Annotated in this window: 14 protein-coding genes; 8 read left to right on the forward strand and 6 right to left on the reverse strand. The window is 55.6% G+C overall.

Features of this window, described 5'->3' with window-relative positions; all coding sequences use genetic code 11:
* The first annotated feature begins 83 nt into the window (after window positions 1–83).
* From AC13CY_RS07960 to AC13CY_RS07975, 4 genes are all read left to right on the forward strand, one after another.
* On the forward strand, window positions 84–1,115 hold the full coding sequence (locus AC13CY_RS07960; RefSeq protein WP_483052444.1) for a phospholipase A: 1,032 nt from the start codon (window positions 84–86) through the stop codon (window positions 1,113–1,115).
* 88 nt (window positions 1,116–1,203) lie between these two features.
* Complete coding sequence (locus tag AC13CY_RS07965) at window positions 1,204–1,536, forward strand: ElaB/YgaM/YqjD family protein (protein ID WP_044628207.1); 333 nt, start codon at window positions 1,204–1,206, stop codon at window positions 1,534–1,536.
* On the forward strand, window positions 1,536–1,931 hold the full coding sequence (locus AC13CY_RS07970; protein WP_044628208.1) for a phage holin family protein: 396 nt from the start codon (window positions 1,536–1,538) through the stop codon (window positions 1,929–1,931). Before AC13CY_RS07965 ends, AC13CY_RS07970 begins: the two co-directional genes overlap by 1 nt.
* Entirely contained in the window at window positions 1,915–2,214 is a 300-nt protein-coding gene (locus AC13CY_RS07975) for a YqjK family protein (protein ID WP_137093870.1), read from the forward strand. The genes AC13CY_RS07970 and AC13CY_RS07975 overlap by 17 nt, the downstream gene beginning before the upstream one ends.
* A gap of 95 nt (window positions 2,215–2,309) precedes the next feature.
* Here the strand turns inward: AC13CY_RS07975 and AC13CY_RS07980 are convergent, their stop codons facing one another.
* Window positions 2,310–3,494, reverse strand: a complete 1,185-nt coding sequence (locus AC13CY_RS07980) for a BaiN/RdsA family NAD(P)/FAD-dependent oxidoreductase (RefSeq protein ID WP_044628210.1) — start codon at window positions 3,492–3,494, stop codon at window positions 2,310–2,312.
* Window positions 3,495–3,678: 184 nt separating this feature from the next.
* Between AC13CY_RS07980 and AC13CY_RS07985 the strand changes: the two genes are divergently transcribed.
* Both AC13CY_RS07985 and AC13CY_RS07990 read left to right on the forward strand, forming a co-directional pair.
* The gene (locus AC13CY_RS07985; protein ID WP_058577624.1) at window positions 3,679–4,746 is read left to right on the forward strand and encodes an efflux RND transporter periplasmic adaptor subunit; all 1,068 of its coding nucleotides are present in this window, start codon (window positions 3,679–3,681) and stop codon (window positions 4,744–4,746) included.
* Entirely contained in the window at window positions 4,746–7,886 is a 3,141-nt protein-coding gene (locus AC13CY_RS07990; protein ID WP_058577623.1) for an efflux RND transporter permease subunit, read from the forward strand. Before AC13CY_RS07985 ends, AC13CY_RS07990 begins: the two co-directional genes overlap by 1 nt.
* An 89-nt stretch (window positions 7,887–7,975) precedes the next feature.
* Here AC13CY_RS07990 and AC13CY_RS07995 read toward each other — a convergent pair whose 3' ends face one another.
* Complete coding sequence (locus AC13CY_RS07995) at window positions 7,976–8,389, reverse strand: DUF3617 domain-containing protein (protein WP_249934482.1); 414 nt, start codon at window positions 8,387–8,389, stop codon at window positions 7,976–7,978.
* A 153-nt stretch (window positions 8,390–8,542) separates the two neighbouring features.
* On the opposite strand from AC13CY_RS07995, the gene AC13CY_RS08000 reads away from it, so the two are divergent.
* Entirely contained in the window at window positions 8,543–8,752 is a 210-nt protein-coding gene (locus tag AC13CY_RS08000) for a zinc ribbon domain-containing protein (RefSeq protein WP_058577622.1), read from the forward strand.
* A gap of 16 nt (window positions 8,753–8,768) precedes the next feature.
* Here AC13CY_RS08000 and AC13CY_RS08005 read toward each other — a convergent pair whose 3' ends face one another.
* From AC13CY_RS08005 to AC13CY_RS08020, 4 genes are all read right to left on the reverse strand, one after another.
* Window positions 8,769–9,611: an ABC transporter permease subunit gene (locus tag AC13CY_RS08005; RefSeq protein WP_044628214.1), complete on the reverse strand. Its 843-nt coding sequence runs from the start codon at window positions 9,609–9,611 to the stop codon at window positions 8,769–8,771.
* On the reverse strand, window positions 9,608–10,519 hold the full coding sequence (locus tag AC13CY_RS08010; protein WP_058577649.1) for an ABC transporter permease subunit: 912 nt from the start codon (window positions 10,517–10,519) through the stop codon (window positions 9,608–9,610). The genes AC13CY_RS08005 and AC13CY_RS08010 overlap by 4 nt, the downstream gene beginning before the upstream one ends.
* Before the next feature lie 31 nt (window positions 10,520–10,550).
* Window positions 10,551–11,732 carry an ABC transporter ATP-binding protein gene (locus AC13CY_RS08015; RefSeq protein WP_074210851.1) on the reverse strand — a complete coding sequence of 394 codons (1,182 nt, stop codon included), beginning with the start codon at window positions 11,730–11,732 and terminating at the stop codon, window positions 10,551–10,553.
* Between the two features lie 95 nt (window positions 11,733–11,827).
* Window positions 11,828–12,931, reverse strand: coding sequence for a polyamine ABC transporter substrate-binding protein (locus AC13CY_RS08020; RefSeq protein WP_074210852.1), 1,104 nt, complete (start codon window positions 12,929–12,931; stop codon window positions 11,828–11,830).
* A 354-nt stretch (window positions 12,932–13,285) separates the two neighbouring features.
* On the opposite strand from AC13CY_RS08020, the gene ahpC reads away from it, so the two are divergent.
* The gene (ahpC, locus tag AC13CY_RS08025; protein WP_044628218.1) at window positions 13,286–13,849 is read left to right on the forward strand and encodes an alkyl hydroperoxide reductase subunit C; all 564 of its coding nucleotides are present in this window, start codon (window positions 13,286–13,288) and stop codon (window positions 13,847–13,849) included.
* Window positions 13,850–14,061 lie beyond the last annotated feature (212 nt).

The raw sequence follows: 14,061 nt of genomic DNA on the forward strand, positions 1-14,061 counted from the left end.
CGCCATACGGAGTTGACTTACACAAGCGGCATGTATAGAAACAGTGCTGACATCTCTCTACTCTTAATTTGCGAGCCACGTTGATGGTTACCCGAAAACTGCTGTTCACCGGTTTGGCGACATTTGTGAGCGCGACCGTGCTCAGTCAAAGCGCCATAGCCGATTCCCGAGAAGACATTGAAGCCCGCATTCAAGCGCTCAGTACCGAACTCTACCAGTTGCGCCAGCAGCTTCAGCAAATCGAAGCACCCGAAGATGCCGCCCTGGGTATCGAACCAGCGCCGCTGCCGGTCGAAGTAGCGCTCGAAGACCTGAGTGAACGGCGACAGTTGGAACAAGAGTCGTCACGTAACCCCTTCGCCATCACGACGCATCGCACCAACTATCTGTTCCCCATTAGCTACAACACGAATCAAAACGTCGAGAATTTCCGCAGCATCACAGACGACGTTCAACCGGATAGTGGTGAGGTCAAATTTCAATTCAGTGCCAAGTTCAATTTGGCCGAAAATGTCTTCGGTGACATAGGCGACGTTTACTTTGCGTATACCCAGCGTAGCTGGTGGCAGGCGTACAACACCGATGCCTCCTCGCCGTTTCGCGAAACCAACTATGAGCCCGAAGTGTTTATCGACTTCGACAATGCCTGGAGTGCCGTGGGATGGGTGAACACCCGCAATCGCGTGTCGTTCATCCATCAATCAAACGGACGCTCCGATCCGCTCTCGCGCAGTTGGAACCGAGTGTACTTGGAAAGCACCTTCCAAAGCGGCGATTGGGCGCTCACCCTGGCGCCTCACTGGCGCGTGCCCGAGTCGGATAGCGATGATGACAACCCCGATATCGAGCGCTTCGTCGGCTATGGCGACATTCGCCTCGCCAAGCGCCTGCAAAACAACCATGAATTTGCCGGTCAACTGCGTGGCAACCCTAGCGCCGGCAACTACGGCACGCAGATCGATTACAGCTGGCCAGCGTTCAACGGCGTGCGCACCCATGTGCAGTACTACTACGGTTACGGCGAGAGCATGATCGATTACAACCACCGCGTGCATCGCCTGAGCCTTGGTTTTAGCCTCAACCCACTATTCAGCGCCACTGGGCTGAACCGTTAAGCCAGTAAGGTTGTCTATATGGTGATGACTGCTATGCTGAAGTCGTTACTCAAAGTCGTAACTCATTCACTCGTCAAAGGAAGACATCATGGCAAAACGTAATACAGACACCTCTGCCCGTGCTGACCAGCTGAAAGAAGACCTGCGCCATCTCAGCGAAACAGTCGAAGAGCTGGTGAACGCAACCTCCAAAGACGCCAGCAGCGAAATGCGCGATCTGCGTGAGCGTGCCGAGCGACGTTTAAAAGATACTCGTACTCGCCTAGAAGCCCGCGGAGAACGTTTCTACGAAGACACCCGAGAAACGCTCTCCGAACAGGCAGCGTGTTGTGACCGTTATGTCCATGAAAACCCCTGGACCAGCATCGGTATTGGCGCCGCTGCTGGCCTTGTCGTTGGTATGCTGCTCGGGCGTCGCTAATGGCTTTGGGTCCCACCCAACGCGTCTTTTCTGCCGCCAAACGCCTGCTGAAATCACTGGTAGCCAACAGTGAGACCCGCCTGCGTTTGGCGGTTTTGGAACTAGAGGAAGAGCGCGCCCGCTTATTAGTCTTACTGCTGCTTGCTGGTGCCAGCCTGCTATTACTGCTTCTTGGCATTGCTACGCTAACGGCTCTTGTCATTGTGCTTTTTTGGGACACGTATCGTCTCACGGCCATCAGCGTGAGTGCTGGTGTACTGATTGCACTCAGCGTACTACTCGCCGTAATAGCACTTCGTCAAGCCAAGCGTCATACGCTGCTCAAAGAAACGTTAAAGCAGCTTGCAGCGGACCGGGCCTTGCTAGAGGTGAATGAGGATGACCCGTCACGATAGCGTCGTTAAACCACTCAGTCGCGCAGAGCGCAAGGCGGCGCTGCTCGCCGAACTGGAGCAGCAGCGTATCGACATACTGGTCGATAGCGACACGCTGCTACATGCCTCTTCCCCGCTGGAACGTCATTGGAAAAGCGTCAAACTGCCGCTTTACGCCATTGGCGGCATTGCTGCGTTACGCATTGCACGTCATCCAGGCGGTGCCATGGTGCTAGGTCGTAAGGCACTGGCAGGTTACATGCTCTTTCGAAAGCTGAAGCTCCTTGCCAAAGTGGCGACATAATCGTCCGTTGACCGCTACGCCTGCGACAAGGATTATCCGACAAGCCGCTGCGGCTCACTTACCACAGCGGCTTGTTTAATGCGTGTCGATGACACCTAACACGCTTGTCCACAGGCCACACCGCTTGCCCAGGCCCACTGAAAGTTATAACCGCCTAGTTGGCCCGTCACATCCAGCACTTCCCCAATAAAGCGCAGTTGAGGTAGATCCTTTACTTCAAAGGTTTTGGATGAAATGGCGTCGGTGCTGACACCCCCCATCGTCACCTCGGCCGTGCGCCACCCTTCGGTGCCTGCTGGTTTTAGCTGCCACTGATTTAGCCGCTGGGCCCAAATATCTAGCGCTTCGTTACTGTATTGCGCTAGCGGGCTAGTTAAATGCTGATCGGGATACCACTCCAATAGCGCCTGGGCAAAACGTTTAGGAAAGCGCTCACCGAGCCAAGTCGATAGCAGCCGCTTGGGGGTTTCCTGGCGCGCATAGCGCAACGCGCCAGCCGCGTCTTCACCCGGCAAGAGGTCAATGGAGATTGCGCTGCCCGGCTCCCATACGCTGGAAATTTGTAGCATAGAAGGGCCGGATAGCCCCCGATGGGTAAACAGCATCGGCTCGACAAAGCGCTTCTCTTTGCAGCTCACCGCCGTGGGTACGCTAACCCCGGAAAGCCCGGCAGCCCGCTCTTTCCAGCTATCGCTTAGGGTAAACGGCACCAAACCTGGGCGGGTAGGCAGCACCTCTAAGCCAAACTGGCGGGCAATATCGTAGCCAAACCCTGTGGCCCCCATAGTGGGAATGGAAAGCCCTCCGGTCGCCACGACCACCACCCCTGCATCAATCGTGCCCAGGGACGTGGTCAACCGCATCCCCTCACCCTGCCGCTCCAGCCGAGAAACGGATGTGCTCAGTTTAATCTCCGCCCCGGCCCACTCACATTCGGTCAAGAGTACCCGCACGATCTCTTTGGCAGAATCTGCGCAAAATAGCTGCCCTGGCGCTTTTTCCACATACTCAACGCCATGGGTTTCTACCAGCGATACAAAGTGTTCTGGGCGATAACGTTTTAATGCAGAAATGCAAAAATAAGGATTTTCAGAGTAAAAGTGTCCAGGCGCTGTATCAAGATTGGTAAAGTTACAGCGGCCTCCCCCAGACATAAGAATTTTTTTACCCGCTTTGTTCGCATGGTCGACCACCAAAACGCGTCGCCCGGCATAGCCAGCCTGTGCCGCGCACATTAAACCAGCGGCACCTGCGCCAATGACTACGACGTCGTAGACCATAACTGAGGCTCCCAGAGTGAAAAGGCGGGCATTTTAACAGGTAAGAAGCGCCAAACTACTGTACATTTTAAAAACTCATGTATAAGAAATGCACAAGATACTACCTATTCGCCTCAACAATGTTGCAGGTAATGACTTACTATCATCGCCGATTGCGGAATATTTCAATAATACTGAGACACTTATGATCGCTTTTAAACGCTCCTTTTGCTGCCTCGTGCTACTCCTTGGATGGGCTTCTATTGCCAGCGCACAATCAAAGCCGCCTGTGATTGGTTATTACGTTGAGACAGAGACCTGGTCCGACCCGCTGGAAGCACTAGGCACCTTACGTGCTGATGAAAGCGTGACCTTATCGGCCACCGTAACCGACACCATTGCAGAGATTAACTTCGATGATGGCGAGCAGGTAGAGCGCGGTCGTTTACTGGTTCGTTTGGAAGACGCCGAAGAGCAAGCACTGCTAAGAGCCGCCCAGGCCATTACCGATGAGCGGCGAAACGCTTCTGACCGCGCTTCGCAGCTGCAGCAGCGCAACTTAGCGGCTAGAGCAGACGTAGAAGACACTCAATCCCAGCTGCGCCAAGCACAAGCCGATGCCCAAGCCCTGGAAGCTAGACTGGAAAATTACCGGATACACGCGCCGTTTAGCGGCCGCGTAGGATTTCGTGACGTCAGTGTGGGCACCCTCGTCACCCCCGGCATGGCGTTGGTGACGCTAGATAAGCTAGATGTAATGAAACTCGATTTTACCGTACCCGCGGTATTTTTGGGGCGGCTATCCGCCGGGTTAAGTCTTAGTGCCACCACGGCGGCGTACCCAGACGAGGTATTTCGCGGCGACGTTGCCAGCATTGGCACAAGGATTGACCCGGTATCCCGTAGCGTTAGCGTGCGTGCCGAGTTGACCAATCCTGATTTAAAGCTGCGCCCTGGCATGCTGATGGAAGTCATCGTGCAGCAGCGCGTACGCGATGCGTTAGTGCTGCCTGAAGCCGCGATTCAGCCTAGCGGCAACCGCCACTTTGTGATGGTGATTCAACAGCAGGAGAATGCGCCACGCTTAGAGCGCCGAGAAGTAGCTATCGGCGAGCGCCGCAGCGGGGAAGTAGAAGTACTAGAAGGCATTAGCGAAGGCGATTTGGTGGTGATTCATGGTCTGCAGCTAGCCCGTGAGGGTCAAGAAGTTCGCCTGCTAGGCGTTGCCGACGACAGCACGAACATTCGCTCGCTGCTGGAGGCTGACCGCTAATGCGTTTATCCGATATTTCCGTTCAGCGGCCAGTGCTGGCCATGGTGATTGCCGCACTGATTATTGCTTTTGGCTTGCTGGCCCTTAACCGCTTGCCGCTGCAAGAGTACCCCACGGTTGACCCGCCTATTGTCAGTATTGATACACGCTACCCCGGCGCCTCGGCCAGCGTGGTAGAAACACGTATTACCCAAGTGCTGGAAGACCGCATTGCCGGGGTCGAAGGTATCGAACTGATCACCTCTCAAAGTGAAGATGGCCGTTCACGTATTGAGATTGAGTTCGCCATCACCATGGATATCAACGCCGCCGCCAACGATATCCGTGACCGCATCTCCGGCGCGCTGCGCAACCTCCCAAACGACGCCGACAACCCAGAAGTCACCAAAGCCGATAGCAGCGAAGAGATCGTCGTATGGCTGAGCCTATCGGGGGCGGACTACTCGATTGCCGAACTCACCGACTACGCCAACCGCTTTCTCGTCGATAGTCTCTCAGTACAGCCTGGCGTTGCGCGGGTGCGCGTGGGCGGCGGCCAGGATTACGCCATGCGCGTGTGGCTCGACCGTAACGCACTGGCGGCTCGCGGCCTGACCGTAGGCGATGTGGAGGACGCTCTACGTGCTGAAAACGTCGAGCTGCCTGCGGGTTCTATCGAATCCGATGACCGCCAGTTTATTGTCCGCTTGCCGCGCAGTTTCGCCACTGCTGAAGACTTTCAAGGCTTAGCGCTTGCCCAAAGCAATAACGGCTATCTAGTGCGCTTATCGGATGTCGCCCGGGTGGAAGTAGGCTCTGTGGAAGACCGCTCCGTTTTCCGAGCCAATGGCGTGCCTATGGTGGGGCTGGGGGTGATCATGCAGTCCACCGCCAACGTGATTGAGCTTTCTGAGGCGGTTCAAGAAGAGCTTGGGCGGCTTCAAGGCACTCTGCCTGAAGGCATGTCGCTCACGCTGAACTATGATGCCTCAGTGTTCGTTTCCGGTGCCATTGAGCAGGTGGTGATGACGCTGTTTATCGCCATGGGGCTCGTCGTGGTGGTGATCTTTCTATTTCTTGGCAATTTCCGCACTACCCTTGTCCCCGCCGTCACGGTGCCGATTGCCGTCATCGGTGCATTTACAGCACTGGCAGCCATGAATTTCTCCATCAACCTGCTCACCCTGCTCGCACTGGTGTTGGCCATCGGGTTGATTGTTGATGATGCCATTGTGGTGCTCGAAAACATCAACCGACGCATGCACGACTACGGTGAAACACCGCTGGTGGCCGCCTTTCGCGGTACGCGGCAAATCGCCTTTGCGGTGATCGCCACCACCCTAGTGTTAGTCGCCGTCTTTGTGCCACTGAGCATGCTGCAAGGCGATATTGGTCGGCTGTTCTCTGAATTCGCCCTGACCATGGCAGCAGCAGTGGTCGTCTCTACCTTGCTCGCATTGACCCTAACGCCAATGATGGCCTCCAAAATACTCAAGCCCGGCATGCACGATAGCCGCATTGGGAAAGGCGTGCAGTGGCTGCTAAACGGCACTAAACACCGATACCAGCGAGCCTTGGAAGTCGTGCTGGCGGCTAAGTGGCTGGTGGTCGCTCTATTTGCGCTGCTAATTGCCGGTACGGCGTGGCTCGCCTCGGTGCTGCCCAATGAATACACACCGCAAGAGGATCGCGGCAACTTTATTGTGCTGGTCAACGGCCCGGAAGGAGCCACGTTCGACTACATGATGGACTACATGGATGAGATCGAAGCGCGGCTCACCCCCTTTGTAGAGAGCGGTGAGCTTGAGCGCGTGGTGGTTCGTGCCCCGCGTGGCTTCGGTAATATCGAAAACTTCAACAGCGGCTTTATCATCGTCAATATGGCGGACTGGGGCAGCCGTCGCAGCGCCTGGGAGATTATGGCCGATGTGCGCCAGCAGCTCAGCTCGCTCCCTGGCGTCCAAGCCTTCCCGGTGATGCGCCAGGGCTTTGGTCAGCGCACTCAGAAGCCGGTGCAGTTTGTGCTGGGCGGCGGCACTTATGAAGAGCTGGCCCGCTGGCGCGACCGGCTGATTAATCATGTGCGGGAAAACAACCCACGTCTAACCGCCATCGAAAGCAATTACGATGAAACCCAGCCTCAGCTGCGTGTCGATATTAACTATGAGCGCGCCGCTGCGTTAGGCGTCACCGTGACTGAGATTGGCCGCACGCTGGAAGTGTTGCTGGGGGGCCGTAACGTAACGCGCTATGTGGATGATGGCGAAGAGTACGATGTGATTGTGGAAGGTGACCGCAGCCGCCAAAACAGCCCGCGCTCACTGGATAATATCCAGGTGCGCTCGGCGCGTTCCGGCGAACTCATCCCACTGGCAAGTCTGGTAACGCTGTCCGATTTTGCTGGTGCCAGTACGCTGAACCGCTTCGACCGCGTGCGCGCGATTACCATTGAAGCGAACCTCGCCGATGGCTACCCGCTGGGCGAAGCGCTGGCATACCTGCAAGACACCGCCGATACCATTTTGCCGGAAGAAGTACAAACCAACGTGGCGGGGCCATCCCGGGATTTCCAGCAGGCGAGCGGTGCGACGATGTTCCTGCTGGTGCTGGGTGCCGTGGTGGTATTCCTGGTACTGGCCGCCCAGTTCGAAAGCCTCATCCACCCGTTTGTGATTATGCTCACGGTACCGCTGGCTATGAGCGGTGCCCTGCTGGCTCTACTGCTGAGCGGCCAGTCACTGAATATTTACAGTCAGGTAGGCTTGGTGCTGCTGATTGGCTTGGCGGCTAAAAACGGCATTCTCATTGTCGAATTCGCTAACCAGTTGCGGGATGAAGGGCAGGCATTTCGCTCGGCGCTGATTGAGGCCTCGGTGACCCGCCTACGACCCATCTTGATGACCGCCGTGACCACCATGGCCGGTGCTATTCCGTTGATCATCTCCAGCGGCCCAGGGGCGGAATCGCGGTTGGTGATTGGCACGGTGATTATGGCTGGTGTCGGCGCCGCTACCGTCTTCACGCTGTTTGTGGTGCCCGTGGCGTACGACCTGCTGGCCCGCCACTCTGGCTCGCCTGGAGCAGTGAAGCGCCAGCTCGAAGAGGAGATCGCCAACGCGCCCACAGCCCAGCACACGCCGTTGGAGTCACCAGAGCGATAAGGCTTGACCGCCAGATACACCTTAATCGCTAGAAACACTAAGGGCGCCAACGAGGCGCCCTTAGTGTTTAAACGTCACAACGGCTGTACTTATTCGCAATCGCCGATACGCTCACCTTCAATCACGGTGTTCATAGTCAGCTCCCCCATGGGAGACTGAGTCAGAATATCCACAGTGCCTTCAATTTGCTCGCCCATAAAGCGCATTTCGCCGTCGATCGTGGCTTCGCCACCTTCAGCGCGGCATACCATGCTGTAGGAGAGGCCGTCGGCATTCATATCCTGGTTGAGCAGCTCGCAGCCCTCTTCCTCTTCGATGAAGCCAAAGTCAGCGCCTTCCAGCTCTTCCTGAGTGATGCACTGACGCTCGGTTTCCGTTTGATCGGGAATCTGCATATCGCCGCTGACGCTAGTCACGCTGACAAACTCCCACTCGCCGGGCGTAACATTAGGTGTTTCCGCCTGGGCAACCATCGGGAAGGCCGCTAAGGCCGCAACTGCCATGTACCGTTTCATCATCGCTTTTATCTCGCTAGGTGGTTCGGGAAAACTCGTCATTATCCTACCTGATTCGTTGATCAGGTGCCTGCTTGCAAACAGCACTGCTACGCTAAGCTGTCAATGACATTGAGTGTAACGCTGAAAAGGGCAACAACCATGCACGACGACGCACTAATTACTCATGATTTCCACTGCCCTTACTGTGATACGCCGCTCACCTTTGTGGTCGATACCTCTCAGGGTAGCCACGACACCTGGGAAGATTGCCATCAGTGCTGCGCGCCCATCCAGCTACAGGTCATTGTGTCACCAATGACCGGAGAGCTAGACGCCGTCATCACTGGCCGTGACGACGACGTGCTGTAGTGTTGGGTTAAAAAGCTTAAGCCCCCTCCCCTTGTTGTATCAATGACTGGCGCTTGGCCTCGCTGCGGCGCATGAAGTACCACGCCAGAAGTGTCGCCAACGATACGGTCAGAATAATCAGCGTTGCCAGCGCGTTGATCTTCGGCGACACGCCCATCCGCACCGAGGAAAACACCACCATCGGTAGCGTATTGGCCCCCGGCCCAGAGACAAAGCTGGCAATCACCAAATCATCCAACGACAGCGTAAAGGCCAGCAGCCAGCCTGCAGCGAGGGCGGGTGCAATGACCGGTAGCGTGACAAAGAAGAAGGTTTTGACCGGCGGTGAGCCTAAATCCATCGCCGCCTCTTCAATAGAGCGGTCCACTTCCCGCAACCTAGCCGCCACCACCACCGCCACGTAGGCGCTACAGAACGTAGTGTGGGCAATCCAAATAGTGGCCATGCCACGGTCAGCGGGCCAGCCGATCAGCTGCGCCATTTGTACAAACAGCAGTAGCAGCGAAAGGCCGGTAATCACTTCCGGCATCACCAGCGGTGCGGTCACCATGCTTGAGAGCGCTGTTTTACCCCGGAAATGGCCGTAGCGCGTCATCACGAACGCGGCGACCGTGCCCAGGCACACCGCCATACTGGCCGCAAAGAAGGCAATCTCAAGGCTGGTCCATACCGCCGACAGAATCTGCTGGTCGCGGAACAGCTCGCCATACCATTGGGTTGAGAAACCGGCCCATACGGTTACTAGGCGCGACTCATTAAACGAATACACCACCAGCACCATCATGGGCAGGTACAAAAACAGCAGGCCCAACACCAGCATCACGGTGGTAAAACTTGGGCGCCGACGCGATCTCATCATTCTTCAAGCTCCCGTGACTGGTAGCGGTGGAACCACACAATGGGAATGAGCAATAGCAGCAGCATCACCATGGCGAGCGCTGACGCGACCGGCCAGTCACGGTTGAGGAAAAACTCTTCCCACAGCACCTTACCAATCATCAACGTATCGGGGCCGCCTAGTAGCTCAGGAATCACAAACTCCCCAACGGCAGGAATAAACACCAGCATTGAGCCTGCGATAATGCCCCCCATGGAGAGTGGCAGCGTGACTTTCAAGAAGGTGTTGAATTTACGTGACCCAAGGTCCGAGGCCGCTTCCAGCAGCGAGTTATCCAAACGCGTCAGGTGGGCATACAGCGGCAGTACCATAAACGGTAGGTAGGCGTAGACAATGCCCACAATTACCGAAAACTGGGTATTCATCATCCGCAGCGGTGAATCAATCACCCCCATCCCCATCAATAGGTTATTGATTAGGCCACTATTGCTAAGAATACCCATCCAGGCGTATACCCGAATCAGAAACGATGTCCAGGATGGCAACATCACTAACAGCAGCAGAATCAGCTGCAAGCGCCCTGGGGCACGAGCCATGGCATACGCCATCGGATAGCCAATCAGCAAACACACTGCCGTTGCGACAAATGCGGTTTTAATCGACCCCCAGTACGCCGCCACATAGAGTGAATCGGACAACAAAAACAGATAGTTGCCCAGATTCAAAAAGATGTTCAACGTTTGGTCGGCGTACTCGACCAGTGGCCCATAGGGCGGTATGGCGATCACTGACTCCGACAGGCTGATTTTCAGCACCAGCGCGAACGGGAGCAGGAAAAACAGCGTCAGCCACACCAGCGGAAGTGCAATCACGGCGCGACGGCCTAGCTGCATCCGCTTGATCACGCCTGAAACGCGAGATGGCGTCATCATAGGCAATCTCCTCTCATCCACCTGGGCATTAGCGGTTCAGCACGATAGCGCTGTGGTCTTCCCAGTAAACGTACACGCTATCCTCCCAGGTAGGGCGGTCGCCGCGACGCTCGGTATTGGCCATGCTGACCTTGATCATCTGCCCGGAGGCGGTGCGCACGTAGTAGAGCGAGTAGCCACCCAAATAGGCGATATCGTCCACTTTGCCCGCTTCCCAGTTGTACTCACACGTTGGCTGTTCGCGGGTGAGCCAGATTTTCTCAGGGCGCAACGCTGCCCACACCCGGCGATCGACCGCTTGGGTCGTAATACCGTGATCGATATAGATAGGTCGCGACAGCGCGGGGGATTCGATGCGGCAGTGATCGGCGGCGTCTTCGATGATCTCCCCTTCGAACAGATTCACCGTGCCGACGAATTCAGCCACCATTCTGCTCGCGGGGCTTTCGTAGATATCCACCGGTGAGCCCACCTGCTCGATCCAGCCGTCGGCCATGATCGCCACGCGGTCGGCCATGGTCATGGCTTCTTCCTGGTCGTGGGTCACCATGATGCAGGTCACACCCACCTGCTCAATGATCTCAACCACTTCCAGCTGCATTTCGGTGCGCAGCTTTTTATCCAGCGCGCCCATGGGCTCATCAAGCAGCAGCAGCTTGGGTCTTTTGGCAAGCGAGCGCGCCAAGGCGACCCGCTGGCGCTGACCGCCAGAAAGCTGGTGGGGTTTACGCTTAGCGAAGCGCTCCATATGCACCAGTTTGAGCATCTGGGCAACCCGCGCTTCAATTTCAGCTTTAGGCAGCTTGTCCTGCTTTAATCCAAAGGCAATATTCTGCGCCACGGTCATGTGCGGAAATAGCGCATAGGACTGGAACATCATATTGATGGGCCGCTTGTGTGGCGGCATCTCAGTGATGTTTTCGCCACTCAGCAAAATGCGCCCTTCGCTGGGCGCCTCAAAACCGGCAAGCATGCGCAGTAGGGTGGATTTACCCGAGCCAGACCCACCTAGCAGGGCAAAAATCTCGCCGCGCTTTACCTGCAAATTCACATCATCGACGGCAAGCGCATCATCAAACCGCTTGCTCAAGCGCTTAACCTCTAAAACGATATCCTCGGCAAATCGAGGTGCTTTCCCCTGAGAGCGCACAGGCGGGGGAATGGCAGACGAAGAGGATGAAGAATCGTTCGACAGGGGCGTAGTGACCATTCGCCACTCCCATCAAAAGGCCCGGTTAACCGGGCGATAAAAGACAAACAGCGAGCCGAGCAGCTACCCGGCTCGCCGTCAGGCGACGATTAGAATTAACGGCCAGACTTAACGCGGTTCCAGGTGCGCGTACGGGCACGCAGGATATCCTGGGGTTTTTCTACCTGGACATACAGGTTCTGCATGACGTCGGTTTCCGGGTAGATGGCCGGATCGTTAATCAGCTCATCTGAGAGGTACTCGTTCGCCGCCAGGTTGGGGTTGGCATAACGCACGTACTCGCTGATCTCAGCAGCAATTTCAGGGTCGAGGATGAAATTAATAAACGCGTGGGCGTTTTCGGGATTCGGAGCATCTGCCGGAATCGCCATCATATCAAACCACAGCGCAGCGCCCTCTTTCGGGATGCTGTAGCCAATGGTGAAATCACGGCCCGCTTCTTCCGCACGCGCGGCAGCCTGGAAGATATCACCAGAGTAGCCTGCCGCCACGCAGATATCACCGTTGGCAAGGTCAGACACATAGCGCGAAGAGTGGAAGTAGGTAATGTTATCGCGCACTTTGGAGATTAGCTCACCGGCAGCCTCAATGTCCTCAACGCTTTCATTGAGCGGATCAAGGCCAAGATAGACCATCGCGGGCGACAGCATTTCATCGCCAGAATCGAGCATCGCAAGGCCACAGCCTGCTTCACTCAGCTGAGTGGTAATTCCCGGGTCAAACAGTAGCGCCCAGCTATTTAACGGTGCGTCGTCACCCAAAATTTCGGTGACGCGCTCAACGTTATAGCCAATGCCGTTGGTGCCCCACATATAAGGAACCGAGTATTCGCTACCCTGATCGATGGTTTCCAGATTAGCCATCAGCTCTGGGTTAAGGTTATCCAAATTGGGCAGCAGCTCATGGTTAAGCGGCTGAAAAACGCCTGCTTTCAACTGGCGGGTGAAGTAGTAGGTCGAAGGCACGACCACATCGTAGCCGGAACGGCCGGAGAGCAGGGCCGCATCAAGAATTTCGTTACTATCGTAAACGTCGTAGGTCACTTCTATACCGGTGCGCTCGGTAAACTTCTCCAGCGTTTCCGGAGCAATATAGTCTGACCAGTTATATACCCGCACTTCATCAGCGTGGGCAGCAGCGGCCGCTACGGCAAAAGAGATGGCCGTAACGGCCCCTGAAAGTTTTTTAATGTTCCCCACTTACCTGCTCCTTATCTCGAAAGTCTACATCACCCAAAAGCCATGTACTGCAACCGGCTGTCGCTGGCTGGTTAGCCACCGATGCAACTAGCGCCAGCTGAAAACAGCTTAGGCGATTATCGCAACCGTGCGAATTTTGCGGTGCAGTGCCGTCTACCGCAAGAGCCACCGAAAAATTCTTGTATTCAGCTCCCTATGCCCCCACTTTCCACCTGCGCGAAAGGTAGCAAGAAAGCTTCATAGCCAACACCTATTGGAAAGATTTAGTTTTCCAACTTTAGCTATTAGTCGCAGTCCGCTACCATGAGCAGCAACTTTTTCTACTGCCACTCACCTATTATGGAGACGTTCTGAATGTCTTTGATTAACACTGAAGTAAAACCGTTTAAAGCCACAGCTTACCTGAACGGCGAATTTATCGATGTCACTGAAGCGGACCTGAAAGGTCAGTGGTCCATTTTCTTCTTCTACCCGGCCGACTTCACCTTCGTTTGCCCGACTGAGCTGGGCGACCTGGCTGACAACTACGAAGCCTTCAAGAAGCTGGGCGTTGAAATTTACAGCGTATCTACCGACACCCACTTTACTCACAAAGCATGGCACGACAGCTCTGAAACCATCGGCAAGCTGCAGTACCCGATGATTGCTGACCCGACCCTGCAAATTTCTCGCAATTTCGAAGTGCTGATCGAAGAAGCCGGTCTGGCCGAGCGCGGTACTTTCGTCGTTGACCCGGATGGTAAAATCCAGATTGTCGAAATCAACGCTGGCAATATCGGCCGTAACGCTGAAGAGCTGCTGCGTAAAGTGAAAGCTGCTCAGTACGTTCGTGCAAACCCGAACGAAGTATGCCCGGCTAAATGGAAAGAAGGCGAAGAGACACTTGCTCCGTCTCTGGACCTCGTAGGCAAAATCTAAATTGCCTACCGCTGCCGCTTAGGGTTCGAATCACATTAAGTTGAATCCCTACAGGCAGCGCAACACCCGGGCACTTGGCCCGGGTGTTTCGTTTAAGCACCCGTGTAACCGCACCCCCTGTTTTCCCTAGCGCTTTTACCGACTGCCCTACTGATCCGGCAGCGGGCGTTTTAGGTTGAGAACAACTTACTGCTGACTGCGAGGAAGCCACT

The sequence above is a fragment of the Vreelandella sp. L-15 genome, from assembly GCF_056857635.1.